Origin of the sequence: Streptomyces sp. NPDC006643 (assembly GCF_042870175.1) — a bacterium.
GTDB lineage: Bacteria > Actinomycetota > Actinomycetes > Streptomycetales > Streptomycetaceae > Streptomyces.
The window spans coordinates 36051-52937 of record NZ_JBIAHA010000025.1; the positions used below are offsets into that span (position 1 = coordinate 36051).

The window sequence follows — 16887 nt, forward strand, 5'->3', positions numbered from 1 at the left end:
CGAATTCGATCCGAACGAGGAGAGTCACCATGGACAGGGCATCGAAAACCATCCTGGTCACCGGCGCCACCGGCGTGCAGGGCGGTTCCGCGACCCGGAAGCTGCTCGCCGACGGCTGGCGGGTGCGGGCCATCACCCGTAACACCGGCCGGCCCGCCGCCCAGGCGCTCGCCGAGCTGGGCGTGGACGTGGTGAAGGCGGATCTCGACGACACGGCGGCTCTGGCCGAGGCGGTACGCGGCGCGTACGGCGTCTTCAGCGTGCAGGCCGCGGCCGGCTCCGACGTCCCGGCCGACTTCGAGTGGCAGACCGAGGCGCGCTGGGGGAAGAACCTGGCCGACGCAGCGGCAGCCGCAGGTGTGGAGGCGTTCGTCTACTCCTCGGCGAACGGCGCCGACACCCCGATGGACCTGCCCATCCTGGAGGCCAAGTGGGCCATCGAGGAGCACATCCGTTCCCTCGGTCTGCCGGCCACCGTCATCCGGCCGACATCCTTCATGGAGAACAACTTCCACCCGCTGGTGGGCCTGCGCAACGGCAAGCTGATGACGGCGCTTCGGCCGGAGGTCGGCCAGCAGTTGATCGCCGCCGAGGACATCGGCGCGTTCATCGCGCTGGCCTTCGCGAAGCCGGAGATCTTCCGTGGCAAGAGCCTGGACATCGCGGGCGACGATCTGACGTCCCCGCAGATCGCCGAGGCCATCAGCAGGTCCACCGGCCGCAGCGTCGAGTACGTCCAGATCCCCATCGAGTCGCTGCGCGAGCGCAGCGAAGAGGCCGCCAAGGGCTACGAGTGGCTGAACGAGCGCAAGATGACGCTCGCCGACATTCCCGCTCTGCGTGAGCTGCACCCGGGGCTGCTGGACTTCGAGACGTGGCTGGAACAGCGCGGTGGCAAGGAAAAGATCACGGCGTATCTGGACAGCCAGACCTCCTCGGCCTGATCCGTCCCGACAGGGGCGCGTACCACCGTTGCGCGCTGCCTTGATGAATTCCTCAAGGCACCACGACACATCGATCCACTTGATCCCTTTGATCCACTTGATCCACTTGACAGGAAAGCGAGGAATCATGGCCGAGAGCTCCACCGTAGACGCTCCCGATTCACTGCCGGGATATCCGATCGAGCGGCAGTGCCCCTACCGCCCGCCGGCCGAGTACAGCGAACTGCGCGCCGGCGGCCCGGTGACGCAGGTCCGGCTTTTCGACGGACGTACCATGTGGGCGGTCACGGGTTACGAAGAGGCGCGTACGCTCCTGGCGGATACGCGCCTCTCGTCGAGCCGGAAGTACGCGAATCTCACGTTCCCGGTTCCGATCCCTTCTCTGCCGTCGCTGGACCAGGAACGGCCCGTACGCAGCCCGCTCATCGCCACCGATCCGCCGGAACACGGCACTCGGAGACGAATATTCATACCCCACTTCACGGTGAAGCGTATGAACACCCTGCGGCCTGGAATTCAGGCGATCGTCGATTCCCGTGTCGACGAGATCCTGGCCGACGGTGCGACGTCCGCGGATCTGGTCGCGCAGTTCGCGCTGCCGATTCCGTCCATCGTGATCTGCGAATTGCTCGGCGTGCCCTACGAGGACCACGAGTTCTTCGAGGAGCAGTCGCTCCGTCGCTTCGACCCCGTGCAGGGCGACGCGATGATCAAGCTGTACGACTACCTGGACGCGCTGATCCTCCGTAAAACGGCCAACCCCGGGGAGGGCCGGCCGGGCCTGCTGGACGAGTTGCTCGCCAATCAGGTCAAGGAGGGTCTGCTCGACCACGCCGGTCTGGTGATGTTCGCTCTGGAGCTGCTGATCGGCGGACACGACACCACGGCAAACATGATCGCGCTCGGCGTGCTCACGCTGCTGGAGCACCCCGAGCAACTCGCCGCCGTCAAGGAGAGCGACGAGGCGCTGTCCGGCGCCGTGGAGGAGTTGCTGCGGTCGCTCGCCATCGTCAACTCACTGTCGCGTGTGGCGACGGAGGACATCGAGATCGCCGGCCGGACCATCCGCGCCGGTGACGGTATTCTCGTCTCACCGCCTGCCGTGAACCACGACGCGACGGTGATGGAGCACCCGGAGGAGTTCCGGGTCGATCGGACGGACCGCCGTCATATCGGCTTCGGCTACGGCAATCACCAGTGTCTCGGGCAGAACCTCGCCCGGCTGGAGATGGAGGTGGCCTACCGGACCCTGTTCAAGCGCGTCCCGGATCTGCGGCTCGCGATTCCGCTGGACGAGGTCAAGCCGCGCGAGGGCATGCTCGCCGGTGTCCTGTCCCTCCCGGTGGCCTGGTAGAGGCAGGGACGACGATGGGCGACGGTGAGACAGCGGACACGACGGAGACACCGGTGCATGTCACGGCGGAAACGCCCGTGCGTGTCACGGCGGAGACACCGGTACGTGTCACGGCGGATCGTGATCTGTGTATCGGGGCAGGGCAGTGTGTGCTGGCCGCGCCCGAGATCTTCGACCAGGACGACGACGGCCTGGTCGTCGTCGTGGACGGTACGCCCCCCGAGAGCCGGCTGGACGAGGCGGACGAGGCGGCGCTGATGTGCCCCGCGCGCGCCATCAGCGTCACCGACAGCTGAGCACCCGGGACAAGGTTCCAGCACTGGGTCCAGCACTGGGCACCGACACTGGGTCCAGCACAACGCAGGACTGGCCGTGCACCACCCTCCCTCCGGTGGTACGCGGCCAGTCCTGCGTTGTGCGGTCGTCAAGCGGGCAGCACGACGAGCTTGCCGCAGGTGTGCACGCCCACCAGATCGGTGAACGCCTTGGCCCCCTCGCCCAGCGGGTAGCGGCGGATACCCGGCAGCGGCACCGATCCGTCGACGGCCTGCCGAATCAGCTCCGTCATGTCGCCGGGTTGGGTCGCCGCGTAGATGATCTTGACTGTGAGGTCTTCGCGGAAGGTCGCGCCCTGCGGGCTCGTGTACGAGACCGTCATGACCCGCCCGCCCGGACGTACGGCCCGTCCGACCACGTTTATGAGAGTGTCGCCGAGGGCGAGGTTGATCACGCCGTCGACGCCGTCCGGGCTGTACTTCAGCGCCTCGTCGGCGATGTCGTCGGCCCGGTAGTCGATCACCTCGTGGGCGCCCCGGTCCCGTATGTATCCCTGGTCCTCGGCGATGGCCGTGGCGATCACCTTGACACCGGCGGAGACCAGCAGCGGCACCACCACGTTGCCGACGCCGCCGGTGGCGCCGATGACCAGCACGGTGTCACCGGCCTTGAACTCCCCCGCCCGGACGGCGGAGATGGCTGTCAGCCCGACCATCGGCAGACCCGCGGCCTGTTCGGCTTCCAGTTCGGCGGGGCGCGGGGCGATCACGGGTGAGTCCGCTTCGAAAACCGCGTACTCGGCGAGTGTGCCCGTCGTCAGCGAAGGCGGTTCGGAGAAAATCCGTACGCGCTCGACGGTGCAGCGCGGAAATGCCACGCCGAAGATCTCGTCCCCCACCGCGTACCTCATGACGCCCTCGCCCACGCCACTCACCGTGCCGGAGAAGTCATTTCCCAGGATCTGCGGAAATTCCATGGGGATCGACTCGCGGAGATCACCGCTCACCAAGTGTGTATCGAGCGGGTTCACGGCTGCGGCCCGAATGCGGACCTGAATCTGTCCAGGTCCTGCCAGCGGAATATCGATCTGTCGGACGGAGAACTTTTCAGGTCGACAGTAGTCCTCGGCGACAACCGCCTCCATGGTTCCCGTCACGCCTTCTGAACCGGTCACAACTACCCCCTCGTCCTGGGAATTTCCCACTGTCACGAGTCTAGTGTGATTCCGCATGGAGCAACAGAACCTATTTCTCTGCCAGAACTTTCTCCGCCAGAACGTCAGGAAACCCACAACAACGAAGCGCACCAGAACACAAGAACACGGGAACGTAACTGGCGGAAAATCCCTGGGGCAGAACCCGAAGCCCCTTGCGAGAAATCCGCAAGGGGCTTCGGCCGAACAGCGCGTCGGGGGGATTCCGCGCTGGTCAGGCTCTGGCGATCCGCACGACGCGCTTGCCGCGGCTATGGCCGGATTCCACCGATCGGTGGGCTTCGGCGATGGCGTCCATCGGATAGATCCGCTCGACCTGGGGGTGCAGTTCGCCGCTCTCGACAAGCCGGGTGAGTTCTTCGAGGTCGGCACGGCGTGGCTTCAACTGGGCGACGCCCACCCGCGCTCCGGGCTTGACGATCGACGCCATCGCGCCGGCCATGCCCTTCATCGCGAAGGTCACGATCCGTCCGCCGGAGCGGACGCGCCTTCGATACGTGTCCAGTTCGGTGCCGTGCAGATCGACGACCGCATCGAACTCCGGTGCTGAGGCCAGGTCTTCGAGCTTCGCGTAGTCGTACGTCTCCTTGGCGCCCAGTCCGGTGAGGAAGTCGGCGTTGCCCCCGCTGGACACGGTGGCGACGACAGCGCCCTTGGCGGCGGCGATCTGCACGATGCTGCTGCCGATGCCGCCGCTCGCGCCCACCACGAGCAGCCGCTCGCCCGCCGCGAGGCGTACGGCGCGAAGTGCCGTGAGCGCGGTGGATCCGACGGTGGGCAGGGCAGCCGCCGTCACCAGGTCGATCGTGGTGGGTGCGAGGGCGAACTGCGATTCCTTCACCGTGATGTACTCGGCGGCGGTGGCGGCGTTCAGACCGTAGACGAGGCCCCAGACCTGTTCGCCGATGAGATTCTCGTCGGCGTCGGGGCCCCCGGCAACGATGGTGCCGGCGAAGTCCTCACCCGTTCCCTTGGGGAAGCGGAACCCGCTCATGACCTTCATCCTGCCTGAACGCACCATCGCTTCGGCGGGGTTGACGCTGGTCGCGTGGACCTTGAGGAGAAACTGTCCGGGTCCCGGCGCGGGTACCGGAACCTCCTGCACCGTCAGCACCTCGGGCGGCCCATAACGCTCGTACCGCACCGCACGCATCGTCGTAGCCCGCACTTCGATCACCCATCCCAGTCGTCAGGGCGCCGGCAGTCCGGCACCGACTTCCCTGATCGCGCGCTGGAGCAGCGAGCGGTACGACGTGCTCTCGTAGTTGTCCAGCCAGAACTGGAGCGCGGCTCGTATCGCTCCGACGGCGGCGCAGGCCGCCAGCCGGGGGAAGAGTTCGCTCTGCGGATCCGTACCGGTGCGGTCGGCGATCTCCGTCAGCAGGTCGCCCTCCAGCGCGGCGTTGGCCCGGAGATACTCGGCTTCCAGCGAGGGGGTGCCCTTGATGAGCTGCACCCACCGGCGCCACTGGTCGAGTTCGTCCTCCGGCGGTACGAGGGCGACGACCGACTCGCTGATGACGTCCCACAGGGGCTCGTCGGCGGGGTGGGCGGCGATCGCCTGACGGAACCCCCGCACACGCGCGGTGATCAAGGAGACGATCGCCTCCTCCTTGCTGGAGAAGTAGTTGTTGAAGGTCCGTGGCGACACCCCGGCCTCCGCCGCGATCTCCTCGACCCGCACCTGACTGAAGCCACGTTCGACGGCGAGTCTGAGAGCCACTTCGCTCAACGCCGCCCTTGTGGCCATCTTTTTTCTCTCCCTCAGGGCGATGGGAGTCTCCGATCCGCTTGCCATGACTCCAAGTTACAGCAATATTGCGGGCCACGCAAATTTACGAGCCGCGCAACTTATTCTTGATGGACCGGGGGTGGTCCGTCCGCTCCGCGACGGACCTGCCGCGCCTCACTCCCCCTTGCGTGTGATCCGCGTGATGCGAACCCCTGTCTCCCGTGAGAGTCCCTCGTCGCCGGACAGCCCGAGGGCGCGCGCCAGTTCAGGGCCGTACACGTCCACACACGATTCGACGAGCGCGGCGAACGCGTCCACCGCCTGGCGTCCTCGCCGCCAACCGGACCCCATCGCCACCACGGCCCCGGCCGCCGCCGGCCACCACCACACCGCGAGGACCAGACACAGCACCCCCCAGCCGGCGCAGCGGGCCGCCGATGTGAGTTCGGCGCGGGCCGAGCGGAGATCGTCGCGCGGCGCGTCCGGCAGCAGCAGCCACAGCCGGGGCCAGGCGGTGGGCAGATCCACGGCGTACGCCTTACGGAGCCGGGACTCCGCCGCGGCCATGCGGTCTCCCATCCAGGTCGGAAGCACGGGGCGGGTCGGAGCGATGCGGTTGCGGGCCTCGTACAGCTCGGCGAGCGGCAGGAGGTCGGCGGCGGCCGAGGCAGTCCCGGCAGGCCCGTCGGGAGCATCACCGCCGGCCGCCGGGCCCGGACCCAGCATCCCGAGGGCGTCCCGTGACCGCGCCTCGCCCGTCACGGCGGCCTCGGTGGCCTCGGTGTCCACGACGAGACGTCGCCGTTCCTCCACGCACAGCCGGTCGGCCCGCTCCCATCTCGCGCGCCGCCTGGCACTCAGCCGCCGCCCCAGCAGGCGCGCGAACGGCCAGTCCCCCACCCACCAGCGTTCCACCCATCCCCCGACCGCCGCGGCGAGCAGTCCCGCGCCGGCGGACGCCGCGAGGACCAGTGCCAGTACGAGGGCGACCGTGCCGGGTGTACGCGCGGCGGGCTCGGCGGCCAGCGTGTTCAGGCGGCGCACCAGACGCGCCGCGTCCACCGCGTGCGTATGGCCCAGTTGGACGGCGACGGCGACCAGCGTCGTGAACAGGAACCCGGGCAGCACCAGCAGCGACACCCACTTGTCGGCGAGCTTGCCACCGAGCGCGGCGAGAAACGCCGTCACGACGAACCGACCCCGTACCCGTGCCCGTGTCCGTGGCCGTGTCCGGGCCTGTCCGCGTCGCCGTATCCCCCGTACCGCTTCAGTACGAGCGCCCCGCCCGTGAAGGAGCACACCGGTGGGCGGGGAGGGAACGCGATACGCGTGCATCGCGCCGCCGGGCACACATACGCCTCCACCAACGGCTCGCCCTGGGGCGACCCCGGCCAGGGCACCACGCCCGTGTCCCCGCGCAGGCTGCCGCCCCAGCCGCAGTGGCGCAGCAACTCCTCGACGCGGTCGAGCAGGGCCGGCAGATCGGCGTCCGGCCGGGCCAGTGCCGCGAGTGCGCCGTCCAGCGCGCCGCTCACCCCTCCCGCCCTACCCAACTGCCGTATCTGCTCATAGCGTTGGCATATCCACGCCAGAGCTGCCTCATCCGGTGCACTGGCCACAGTCACGTCACCCTCGCCGCAGTCGGAAGCATCCGCCTCACGATAACGACGGGGCGACGGGCGGAGGAGGGGCGATGGCGACACCCGGGGAACCGGCACACCCACGCGACGCGCTGGTTCGCGCGCTCCAGGCGCGGCTGGGCCTCTTCCTGACGAGCCAGGACGTGGGGGCCGTGCTGGACGCGGACGCGACACGGCAGGCCGCCCAGCTTCAGCGGGCGCTGCCGCGACCGGACCGCGACCAGGAGGCGGTCCGGCTTCTTCTCGACCTGTACCGGGCCCGCGTGCTCGCCTGCCAGATCCGGAACGACACCGCCGCGGCACAGCGTGAACAGCTGATCGTCGACGCACTGGTCCGGTTCACGGAACGAGCCGGATGGGCCGATGGACCCGCTACGGAGAGCGGGCCGGACACCGAGCGGTTGACCGCCGCCGCGCGCCGGGCGGTGAAGCTCACCGACACGGCCGCGCGAGCCGTCGCGGAAGCCGTGGACGACAGTGCGGCCACCTCCCGGGCACGCGTCGCCTGCGAGACGGCCCTCGACGCCGTCCCCGACGCTCTGCCCCATCTGCGGGCGCTGCCACTACAGTTGTGGGCCCTGACTCTGCGTCTGCGCTACGAGCGCGCCGGGGACCCCGCCGACCTGCACACCTGCATCGCGAAGCTGCGCGAGGCGCTGGCACTCGCCGGCCCCGGACATCCGCACCGCAGGGCGGTCGTCAGCACGCTCGGAGTCTCTCTGCGCGTGCGCTACGAGCACGCCGGCGAACTCTCCGACCTGGAGGCGGCGATTCGCCACTGCCGCACGGCTGCGGAGCTGGCTTCGACCGCGGAGAATACGGAGGGCACGGAGAGCACGGAAGGCACGGAGAGCCTGGTCGCCGAGGCGGAGACGACCGCCGGACACCACCACAATCTGGGGCTGGCGTTGCGGCTGCGCTACGAGCGGCTGCGTGCGAGCGACGACCTGACGCAGGCGCTGCACCATCACCGTACGGCGGTGGCCCGCAGCACCGCGGCCGTCACACCCGGTCTCGCCGTGTTCCAGCTGGGGTTGGGGAACGCTCTGAGGCTTGCCCTGGCCGACACGCGGACATTCTTCGGCTCGCCGCAGGACATCGCGCACGCCCGAGCCGAGCAGGTCGCTGCCTACGCCTCGGCCGCCGCCCACGGCAGCTCCCCCGAGACGGTGGCCGCCGCACTGGCCGCCCGCGCGGGCGCCCTGGCGAACGCGAACGCACACGGGCACGGGCGCGGGCGCGGGGACGGACAAGGGCACGGAGACCGTACGGAATACGCCACGGCCACGGGCGAGTTACGCCGCGCTCTCGCCGCCCTGCCCGAAGGGCACCCGCTACTCGCCAAGTGCCGCCACCAGTTGGGCAGGCTGCTGATCGAGCAGTCCGTCGACGAACGCGAGTACCGGCAGCTGCCCGAAGCGCTCGAACTGCACCGCGCCGCCGCCCGGCAGAGCACCGCCGACACCTGGCTACGGATCGTCGCCGCCGTGTTCTGGGGCGCCGCGGCCACGGTCCTGGAATCACCGCACGAGGCGTCCGACGCTTACACACTCGCCGTGGAGCTGCTGCCCCGGCTCGCCCGCCCCCATCTCGCCCTGTCCGACTCCGAGTTCGGCCTCGCGAGCGTGCCCTCGCTCGCCGGCGACGCCGCCGCCTGCGCCCTGCGCGCCGGGGACGCGGCGAAGGCGCTGCGCCTGCTCGAAATGGGGCGGGGAGTACTCCTCGCCCAGGGCATCCGCAACCGCGATGATCTGGCCGAACTGCGCTCCCTGGACAGCGAATCGGCCCGCCGCCTCACCGGCCTGCAAACCTTCTTCGACCGAGGCGAACCGGCCCCGCACGGCGATCTGCGGCACATCCGCGCCCGCGAGTGGGACGAACTGCTCGCCGAGATACGCGTCCTGCTCCCCGACTTCTGGCGACCGCCGTCGCTCGACGCACTCCTCGGGCAGGCGGCACACGGACCTGTCGTCGTGGTCAATGTCAGCCAGTACGGTTCTGCGGCGTTCCTGCTCTCCCCCGCGCGTACGGACGGCGGACTGCGCGTACTCCCGCTGCCCCTCCTCACCCCGGAAGCGGCCGAGACCCACTCCGCCGCTCTACGGCTGGCGCTCTCCCGCCTGGCCGACCCCGACACCGATCTGCTGGAGCACCCGGCCCAGCAGGCACGTATCCACGACGTGCTGGCGTGGTTGTGGGACGCCGTCGCCTCCCCCGTACTCGACGCCCTGGGGCCGGTCGAACGCCTCTGGTGGGTACCGACCGGCCCCCTGGCCACGCTGCCGCTGCACGCCGCGCAGCCCCACGGCGGACCCGGCGTACTGGACGCCGTCACCAGTTCGTACGCCCCCACCGTCACCGTCCTGGCACACACCCGCCGCCCCGCTCGGACCCGTCGGGCCGGTCTGTCGCGTCAGCGGGCGGCGGGCTCCTCGGCGCTGATCGCCGCCGTGCCGATGGCGCCCGGCCACCGCCGTCTCCAACGCGCCGCCGAGGAGGCCCGGCACGTCGCCCAGTTCTTGCCCGACTGCCGTCTGCTGCTCGACGAGACCGCACATCGCGACGCTCTCCAGAAGGGCCTTCGCGCGCACCCCGCCACGTTCCACTTCAGCGGGCACGGCGTCGCCGACCCCGTCGCGCCCTCGGCGGGGCGTCTGCTCGCCGCCGACGGGCCCCTCACCGTCGCCGACCTGGCCGCTCTCGATCTGCCCGACGCGCGCCTCGCGTACCTGTCCGCCTGCGCGACCGCGCACGCCGGACTGCGGCTGCCCGACGAGGCTCTCCACCTGTCCAGCGCGGTGCAGATGGCCGGATTCCGCCATGTGGTGGGCACGCTGTGGCCCGTCGACGACACCGAATCGCTGCTACGCGTCCGGGACTTCTACGGGCACCGTCTGTGGTCCACCGATCCGGCACTGGCCCTGCACGACACGATCGTCGCCGCCCGGGACGCCCATCCGCTCGCTCCGTCCCACTGGGCGGGCCATGTCCACAGCGGCGGCTGAGCACTACCCTGAGGCTCAACCCGCCGACGGACAACGGGGGTTCAGATGTCCGGCCGCACACCCCGTATCGGCTTCCGGCTGCGGATGGCCGTCGAGATGGCGCACAGGGGCGACGAACGCGTCAGCGAGCACCGCGCCCGCAAGGCGGCCGAAGCCGGCCACGCCAAGGGCATGACCGTGTACGGGCTCGGGATCGCGCTCAGTGGCAGGCACGAGGAAGCACGCACCTGGCTGGCGCAGGCCGCGGCGGCGGGCGATCCCGTCGGCCTCGCGGCGCTGGCGACTCTTGAGTTCGACCACGGGCAGGAGCAGCACGCGCTGTCCCTGCTCCGCTCGGGTGGAGCGACGTTCGGGGCGCTCAGCATGCGCATCGCGCTGCTCCAGGTGTGGACACGCCGCACCGTTCCCTTCGACGCGGCGGCGCTTCCGGAGGGCGTACCCGATCCGGCGCTTCCTCCGTCGCCGACCGCCCACGTGCGCCAGGTGGCCCGCGCGGGGAACTCGCCGTTCGCCTGGGCGCAATTGCGGGACGAGCTGGACCCGCACCCGGCCACGGACTCCTCGCAGACCATCCCGGCGCTGCTGGTGATGCGGATCGCCGAGGGGGACGTCGCGCTGGCGCACGCGTGGTGCGTGGCGGCCGAAGAGGGCCGCAGCCGGGGCATGTCCGGAACCGGAGGCCAAGTCCGTACGGAGGCGGCCAAGTTACTGGGTTCGCGCGCCGCCCACGAGGGCGATCTCGCCGCCGCCCAGGCGTGGTTCGAGCGTGCCGCAGACGAGGGCGATCCGGCGGCGATGCTGTATGTCGCCGAGGTCGTCGAGGAGCGCTTCGGCAGGGCGCGGGCCGAACCGCTCTTCCGGAAGGCGGCCGACGCGGGCAGCGCACCCGCGATGCACCGGTACGCCGAGAGCCGACGCCGGGAGGGCCGACTGGCCGACGCGGAGAGCTACTTCCGGCGCGCTGTCGCCGCCGGACACGACGAATCGCTGCTGAATCTGGGTGTCCTCCTGCGTCAGAAGGGTGACCAGTCCGGCGCCGAGACGTACTACCGCAGGGCGCTGGACGTCGCGGACCCCGCCACCCGGGCGCACGCCCACAACAACCTGGCGAACGTGCTGCACGACCGTGGCGACGACGCGGCGGCCGAACCGCACTGGCGCAGCGCCGCCGAAGCGGGCGAGACCATGGCGATGGCGAGTCTGGGCGCGCTGACCGCCGAGCGCGGCGACCTCGCGGGAGCCGAACGCTGGTTCCGGGCGGCGGCGGAAGCGGGCAACACCACCGGCATGCTCAACCTCGCGCAGGTCCTCAAGATGCGGGGTGCGATGGAAGAGGCCGTGGTGTGGTTGCGGCGAGCGTCCGGCACCGCCGATACGGAGCCGGGGCCCGAGCCGGAGTCGGGGCCGGGGCCTGAGTCGGGGCCAGGGCCGGACGGCCGGTCTCCTGGCGCCGAGGCCGTGGACTCCGACTCCGACTCCGAGGGCATCGAGGCCGGGGACATCGACGGGTGGACGATCGGACCCGACGGACCCGATGGGCCCGAACGATCAGGCGGCTCCCGTGGGCCCAGCTGACCTGGCCGACCGCGCAGTTGTGTGCGGCGACGCGACATCGCCCTGTCAGGCTCCGGTCGCGTCCCCCGGCGCGCCCCCGGGAGGATCCACTCGCTCGACCTTCGTCCAGCCCGTCCAGCCCCGTGTCCTCAGCAGCTCGATCAGCCGACGGGCGGGCGGTGCGGTGTCGAAGGCCAGCGTGTCGAGCAGCTTGGCGATCGGCGGTTCGATGTCGGCATCGTCGACGTAGTCCTCGCCCCGCTCGTCGGCCACCTCCGTGATGTAGGCCGCCATCTTGTCGGCCAGCTCGACCAGTTGGGGATCGTCGTCGGTCCGGTCCAGTGCCTGGCCGAGGGTGAGATAGAAGTCGATGAGCCTCGGGTCGGCGATCTGCCGCCGTTTGCGGGCCGTCCACTCCGGGATGCGCCCGGGTGAGTGTGCGGCCAGCGGAATCCAGCCGTCGCGTTCGACCTGGACGATGCGCTCGTCGACCCCGAGCGCCCGCAGTTGGTCGAGAAAGGCGACAACCTCCGGCGGGAGCACCAGGCTGTCCCCGGCCGTGAGACGGGCGATCCGTTCGCGGTGCCGCCGCCGTTCCCGGATCTCCGCCCGTAGCCGTCTGTCGATGTCCGCGACCGCCGTGGCGAACTCGTCCTCGTCGGCCTGGAGCAGTTCCCGTACCCGCCCCAGGGGGACACCCGCGTCGGCGAGGGTGCGGATCTTGATCAGCTCGACCACGGCGGCGGCGTCGTACCTCCGGTAGCCGGAGTGGTCCCGCTCCGGTTCCGGCAGCAGGCCCTTGGCGTGGTAGTGCCGCACCGCGCGCACGGTCACTCCGGCGTACGAGGCCAGCTCGCCGATGGTCAGCATCGGATCAGTCTCCTAGGTGGCGGCGCGGGTGCGGTAGAGGTGCCGTGACCAGAGATAGCCGGTCAGTCCGATCACCGCGCACCAGCCGACGGCCAGGAGAGTGTCCGGACCGGCCGGCGCGCCGGCCAGCAGGCCGCGGAAGGCGTCCATGATCGGTGTGAACGGCTGGTGTTCGGCGAACCAGCGCAGTCCGGCCGGCATTGACTCGACCGGCACGAAGCCGCTGCCCACGAACGGCAGGAGTACGAAGATCATGGGCAGGTTGCTCGCCGTCTCCGGGTCCGGGCTGGCCAGTCCCAGCGCCACGGTGAACCAGGTCATCGCCAGGGAGAGCAGCACGAGCAGCCCCGTCAGCCCCAGCCACTGCGTCGCCGACGCGCCGGTCCGCAGGCCGATCAGGAACGCAACCCCGAGGAGGGCGGCGAGTGCGAGGGCGGTCTGGATCATGGCGCCGAGCACATGGCCGGTCAGTACGGCGGACCTGGCGATGGGCATGGTCCGGAACCGGTCGATGATCCCGTTCTTCATGTCGGTGGCGACCAGCACCGCGGTGCCGATGGAGACGCTGGCGACCGTCATCATCAGAATCCCGGGAGTGATGTACGCCAGGTAGTCACCGCGGTCCCCTGCCGGGGCTCCCGACGGGGCGCCGGGCAGACTGGCGCCCATGGCCGCGCCGAAGACGTAGACGAACAGCAGCAGGAACAGCAGTGGCTGCCCGACCAGCATCACCGTCATCGACGGGTAGCGGGCCATGTGTGTCAGATTGCGGCGCAGCATGGTCGCCGAGTCGCGGACGGTGTATGTCGCGGCGCTCATGCCGGCACCTCCTGGGACGGTTCGTGGGTGGTGGAGCGCCCGGTGATGGCCAGGAACACGTCGTCGAGATCCGGGGTGTGTACGGCGAGTCCGGTGACCGCCCCGTCGTCCTCGATCCTGTCCAGGAGCCTTCGCAGTGCGGTGAGGCTCCCGTCGTGCGGCAGGGTCACGGTGAGCGTCTCGGCGTTCGCGCTCGCGTCCGGCAACTGCCGCAGAAGTTCCGCCAGTTGCTCGGCGCCGGCGGCCTGGAGCTGGATATGGCCGCCGGGGATCAGCCGTTTCAGCTCGGCGGCGGTGCCCTCGGCGACGAGCCTGCCCCCGTCGAGCACGCCGATCCGGTCGGCGAGCTGGTCGGCCTCTTCGAGGTACTGGGTGGTGAGGAAGACGGTGACCTCGTCGGCCACCAGCTCGCGCACGATCCCCCACAGGTCGCGGCGGCTGCGCGGGTCGAGGCCGGTGGTCGGCTCGTCGAGGAAGATCAGCCGGGGGCCGGGCACCAGGGTCATCGCCAGGTCCAGCCGCCGCTTCATGCCGCCGGAGTACGTCGCCGCGCGCCGGTCTGCGGCGCCGGCCAGGTCGAACCGCTCCAGCAGCCGCCCGACGACGGGCCGGGCACGGTCCCGGTCGAGGTGGCCGAGGTCCGCCATCAGCAGCAGGTTCTCCCGCCCGGTCAGCAATTCGTCCACGGCGGAGAACTGCCCGGTGACGCCGATCGACGCGCGTACCCGGTCGGCCTCGCCGCGTACGTCGTATCCGGCGACCCGCGCCTGACCGCCCTCCGCCGGGAGCAGGGTGGACAGGATCCGTACGGCGGTGGTCTTACCGGCCCCGTTGGGTCCCAGCAGTGCGTAGACGCTACCTGCGGGGACGGTGAGGTCGACTCCGGCGAGCACCTGGTGGTCGCCGTACGACGCGCGGAGTCCGGTGACCTCGATCGCATTCGTTGTTGTCGTCATGCGGACCATGCTGCGAGGTTGCCCCTGCGTCAGGGTCAACCGCCGGGGCTGCGGGGCACGGCGCGGTCCCGTACGCGATCACTCCGGTACGGGGACGGCCGGGTCCAGCGCGGCTCGCGCGGCCGAGACGAAGGCCTGCTTGGCGCGCTCGACGTCGTCCGGGGAGTCGCCGCGCCGGAGGCTGTCGACAACCTCGCCCGCCGGCCGGGCCACATCGGCGGGTCCTTCCAACGTCACGGCACCAAACGCCCGTTGGAGGGCCGCGCCGTCGCCGCCGGATCCGATACCCGTGCGGCTGGTGAGCGTCGCGGCTTCCGCGGCCTCCAGAAACGCCACATAGGTCTGGCGCCGTAGATCGAGCAGTCGGACCGCGCGCTGCTCCTGAAGCGTCAGCCGGACCGTGTGCAGCAGGGCATCCGCCTGCCGGTCACCGGCGTGCTGCGCCGCCTCGGCCTGTTTCATCCCCGCGCTGCGCGCGAACCAGCCGGTGACGAGGCTGCCCGCGAGGGCTGAACCTGCCGCGATCAGTGCGATCCCCCACTCGTCCATGGCGGCCATTGTTCCCGACCGGGGCGGCGCCCGGAGCACGAACAGCGTCGTCTCCCTGCGTACGAGTCACGACGGTACGATCAGGATCATGCCGCCGAACGAGCCCGAGGAACCTGGCCTGATCAGCGGTGATTTCATGCCCGACAGGTCGCCCGAAGCCAGAATGGAACCTCTAGAATGGACACTTCGGGCGACGGGCGACGGGCGACGGGCGACGGGCGACGGGCGACGGGCGACGGGCGACGGGCGGGGCGGTGCTGTTCGCCGCGCGCTCGGCGATCGCCCTCTACAGGTTGCTCGACGTGCTCCCGGTGTTCGCCGGTGACGCGCGCGTCAGCCGGGTCTTCACTCTCGTCCCCGGTTCCGACTTCGGGCTCGACGCGCTCGCGGCCGTCGAACGGGTCGGCGCACGCTCCGTCTCCTGGGACGAGGCCTGCCGCGATGCGTACGACCTGATCGTCACCGCAAGTCCGAAGGGCGAGCTGCATCTCCTCGAAGGCCCCCGGGTGTTGTTGCCGCACGGAGCCGGCTTCAGCAAGACGTTCCATGGGGAGGGGTCGGCGGACGCGGCCTCGGGGCTGGACCCCGCGTATCTGATGCCCAACGGCGATCTCCCGCCCGCCCTCCACGCGTTGGCCCATCCCGGCCAGATCGACCGACTGGCGGCCCTCAGTCCGCGCGCGGCGGCACACGCCGCCGTGGTCGGCGATCCGACCCTGGAGCGGATCCTCGCCTCTCTCCCCCGGCGCGAGAGCTTCCGGGCCGCGCTGGGGACGGGCGCGCGGCGGCTCGTCGTACTGACGTCGACCTGGGGCGGGGAGTCACTGCTCCGGCGCCGGCCCGACCTCCCCTTCGAGCTGGCGGCCCGCCTGCCCCAGGACGCGTACCAGCTCGGACTGGTCGTGCACCCGAACGAGTGGAGCCGGACCGGTGAGTTCGAGCTGGCGGAGCGGCTGGCGCCCGCTCTCGACGCCGGAATGGTCCTCGCCAGGCCGTACGAGGACTGGGCCTCGGTCCTGCTGGCTGCCGACGCCCTGATCACCGATCACGGTTCCACCGCGCTGTACTACGCTGCCGCCCTGGACGGTCCGGTGCTCGCCGCTTACGACGGGGGCGACGAGCTGATCCCCGGCAGCCCCATGGCTCAACTCCTGGCCCGCGCACCGCACTTGGACCGCGCGGCCGATCTGGAAGAGGCTCTGGGGGGCTACCGGGCGGGGACCGGACGGGCCGCCGCCACATCCGCGTTCGTACTCGCCGGCGCTATCGCCACTTCCACCGCCGATCTCACTGCCGCTCCCACCGCCAGTACCGCTGCCGAGCAGGGGAGCGCGCTGGAGCGGCTCCGGCTGGAGCTGTACCGGCTGCTGGGCCTCTCCCCGCCCGCCGCACCCGTCACCGCCCGCCTGCTGCCGGTCCCGGCCGCGCCCTCCCGTGCACCGTCCGCCTTCGCCGTACGCGTATGCCTCGACGGAGACGAGACGCATGTCGAGCGGTTCCCCGGCCACGTCGACGCGCCCGCGCACCATCTGGCCGTCGAGTACGGCGCGGCAGGGGAACGGCAGTCGCAGAGCGCGGCGTTGCTGTTCCGGCGTACGGAACGGACGAGTCCCGCTCCGTACCGCGTCGAGTGGACCGTGGCCGGCTGGACCGCGCACATCCTCGACAGCTATCCGGGCTGCCGCACCGCCGGGGCCGTGCTGTCCCCGGTGCACTGCGTCGTGCGGGTCCGGGGCGGGGCGCTGCTGTCCGTCCGGATCGAACCACCGACGGAGCACGGCCGGATCGTCCACAGCGATCCGGCCGCCGTACTCTCCGCGGTCCACGCACGACTGGCCGCTCCGGGTGCGAAGGTGGCGGCGGTGAGCCGTGTGACCTGTGTGCTCGGCGGCCGACGGTACGAGGCACGCCTCTCCCCCGCCACGGCCGACGAGGCGGGGCGGATCCTCTAGGTCCGCTCCGGTGCGGTCCGATT

At 70.7% G+C, this 16887-nt stretch carries 15 protein-coding genes; 6 read left to right on the forward strand and 9 right to left on the reverse strand.

The window, feature by feature from the left end; translation table 11 throughout:
- Positions 1–29: 29 nt before the first annotated feature.
- The 3 genes from ACFYNU_RS29845 to ACFYNU_RS29855 all read left to right on the forward strand — a co-directional run bounded on the left by ACFYNU_RS29845 (position 30) and on the right by ACFYNU_RS29855 (position 2594).
- Positions 30–944, forward strand: coding sequence for an NmrA/HSCARG family protein (locus ACFYNU_RS29845; RefSeq protein WP_356594407.1), 915 nt, complete (start codon positions 30–32; stop codon positions 942–944).
- Positions 945–1071: 127 nt separating this feature from the next.
- Positions 1072–2298, forward strand: a complete 1227-nt coding sequence (locus tag ACFYNU_RS29850; protein WP_356594405.1) for a cytochrome P450 — start codon at positions 1072–1074, stop codon at positions 2296–2298.
- Between the two features lie 77 nt (positions 2299–2375).
- The gene (locus ACFYNU_RS29855) at positions 2376–2594 is read left to right on the forward strand and encodes a ferredoxin (protein WP_356594422.1); all 219 of its coding nucleotides are present in this window, start codon (positions 2376–2378) and stop codon (positions 2592–2594) included.
- A 128-nt stretch (positions 2595–2722) separates the two neighbouring features.
- On the opposite strand, the gene ACFYNU_RS29860 is transcribed toward ACFYNU_RS29855, so the two are convergent.
- The 5 genes from ACFYNU_RS29860 to ACFYNU_RS29880 all read right to left on the reverse strand — a co-directional run bounded on the left by ACFYNU_RS29860 (position 2723) and on the right by ACFYNU_RS29880 (position 7054).
- Positions 2723–3805: an NADP-dependent oxidoreductase gene (locus ACFYNU_RS29860; RefSeq protein WP_388767742.1), complete on the reverse strand. Its 1083-nt coding sequence runs from the start codon at positions 3803–3805 to the stop codon at positions 2723–2725.
- Between the two features lie 196 nt (positions 3806–4001).
- Positions 4002–4940 carry an NADP-dependent oxidoreductase gene (locus ACFYNU_RS29865; RefSeq protein WP_388767745.1) on the reverse strand — a complete coding sequence of 313 codons (939 nt, stop codon included), beginning with the start codon at positions 4938–4940 and terminating at the stop codon, positions 4002–4004.
- Between the two features lie 36 nt (positions 4941–4976).
- On the reverse strand, positions 4977–5537 hold the full coding sequence (locus tag ACFYNU_RS29870; RefSeq protein ID WP_356594401.1) for a TetR family transcriptional regulator: 561 nt from the start codon (positions 5535–5537) through the stop codon (positions 4977–4979).
- Between the two features lie 156 nt (positions 5538–5693).
- Entirely contained in the window at positions 5694–6707 is a 1014-nt protein-coding gene (locus ACFYNU_RS29875; protein WP_356594399.1) for a hypothetical protein, read from the reverse strand.
- Positions 6704–7054: a hypothetical protein gene (locus ACFYNU_RS29880; protein ID WP_356594397.1), complete on the reverse strand. Its 351-nt coding sequence runs from the start codon at positions 7052–7054 to the stop codon at positions 6704–6706. The genes ACFYNU_RS29875 and ACFYNU_RS29880 overlap by 4 nt, the downstream gene beginning before the upstream one ends.
- Before the next feature lie 158 nt (positions 7055–7212).
- On the opposite strand from ACFYNU_RS29880, the gene ACFYNU_RS29885 reads away from it, so the two are divergent.
- Both ACFYNU_RS29885 and ACFYNU_RS29890 read left to right on the forward strand, forming a co-directional pair.
- Positions 7213–10164: a CHAT domain-containing protein gene (locus ACFYNU_RS29885; protein ID WP_356594395.1), complete on the forward strand. Its 2952-nt coding sequence runs from the start codon at positions 7213–7215 to the stop codon at positions 10162–10164.
- Between the two features lie 45 nt (positions 10165–10209).
- Positions 10210–11739, forward strand: a complete 1530-nt coding sequence (locus ACFYNU_RS29890; protein ID WP_356594393.1) for a tetratricopeptide repeat protein — start codon at positions 10210–10212, stop codon at positions 11737–11739.
- A gap of 45 nt (positions 11740–11784) precedes the next feature.
- Here the strand turns inward: ACFYNU_RS29890 and ACFYNU_RS29895 are convergent, their stop codons facing one another.
- The 4 genes from ACFYNU_RS29895 to ACFYNU_RS29910 form a co-directional block, all read right to left on the reverse strand.
- Positions 11785–12588 (reverse strand): MerR family transcriptional regulator, encoded by an 804-nt coding sequence (locus tag ACFYNU_RS29895; protein ID WP_356594391.1) that lies wholly within the window; start codon positions 12586–12588, stop codon positions 11785–11787.
- A gap of 12 nt (positions 12589–12600) precedes the next feature.
- Positions 12601–13407 (reverse strand): ABC transporter permease, encoded by an 807-nt coding sequence (locus tag ACFYNU_RS29900; RefSeq protein ID WP_356594389.1) that lies wholly within the window; start codon positions 13405–13407, stop codon positions 12601–12603.
- The gene (locus ACFYNU_RS29905; RefSeq protein WP_356594387.1) at positions 13404–14363 is read right to left on the reverse strand and encodes an ATP-binding cassette domain-containing protein; all 960 of its coding nucleotides are present in this window, start codon (positions 14361–14363) and stop codon (positions 13404–13406) included. Before ACFYNU_RS29905 ends, ACFYNU_RS29900 begins: the two co-directional genes overlap by 4 nt.
- 78 nt (positions 14364–14441) lie before the next feature.
- Positions 14442–14912: a hypothetical protein gene (locus ACFYNU_RS29910; protein ID WP_356594385.1), complete on the reverse strand. Its 471-nt coding sequence runs from the start codon at positions 14910–14912 to the stop codon at positions 14442–14444.
- Positions 14913–15166: 254 nt separating this feature from the next.
- On the opposite strand from ACFYNU_RS29910, the gene ACFYNU_RS29915 reads away from it, so the two are divergent.
- Positions 15167–16864 carry a translation initiation factor 2 gene (locus tag ACFYNU_RS29915; RefSeq protein ID WP_356594383.1) on the forward strand — a complete coding sequence of 566 codons (1698 nt, stop codon included), beginning with the start codon at positions 15167–15169 and terminating at the stop codon, positions 16862–16864.
- The last annotated feature ends 23 nt before the right edge of the window (positions 16865–16887 follow it).

Bases quoted from the DNA above. Each gene is read 5' to 3' on its own strand.
- ACFYNU_RS29845 (WP_356594407.1), top strand. From the start codon at position 30: ATGGACAGGGCATCGAAAACCATCCTGGTCACCGGCGCCACCGGCGTG.
- ACFYNU_RS29850 (WP_356594405.1), top strand. From the start codon at position 1,072: ATGGCCGAGAGCTCCACCGTAGACGCTCCCGATTCACTGCCGGGATAT.
- ACFYNU_RS29860 (WP_388767742.1), bottom strand. From the start codon at position 3,805: ATGCGGAATCACACTAGACTCGTGACAGTGGGAAATTCCCAGGACGAG.
- ACFYNU_RS29865 (WP_388767745.1), bottom strand. From the start codon at position 4,940: ATGCGTGCGGTGCGGTACGAGCGTTATGGGCCGCCCGAGGTGCTGACG.
- ACFYNU_RS29870 (WP_356594401.1), bottom strand. From the start codon at position 5,537: ATGGCCACAAGGGCGGCGTTGAGCGAAGTGGCTCTCAGACTCGCCGTC.
- ACFYNU_RS29885 (WP_356594395.1), top strand. From the start codon at position 7,213: ATGGCGACACCCGGGGAACCGGCACACCCACGCGACGCGCTGGTTCGC.
- ACFYNU_RS29890 (WP_356594393.1), top strand. From the start codon at position 10,210: ATGTCCGGCCGCACACCCCGTATCGGCTTCCGGCTGCGGATGGCCGTC.
- ACFYNU_RS29895 (WP_356594391.1), bottom strand. From the start codon at position 12,588: ATGCTGACCATCGGCGAGCTGGCCTCGTACGCCGGAGTGACCGTGCGC.
- ACFYNU_RS29900 (WP_356594389.1), bottom strand. From the start codon at position 13,407: ATGAGCGCCGCGACATACACCGTCCGCGACTCGGCGACCATGCTGCGC.
- ACFYNU_RS29905 (WP_356594387.1), bottom strand. From the start codon at position 14,363: ATGACGACAACAACGAATGCGATCGAGGTCACCGGACTCCGCGCGTCG.
- ACFYNU_RS29910 (WP_356594385.1), bottom strand. From the start codon at position 14,912: ATGGACGAGTGGGGGATCGCACTGATCGCGGCAGGTTCAGCCCTCGCG.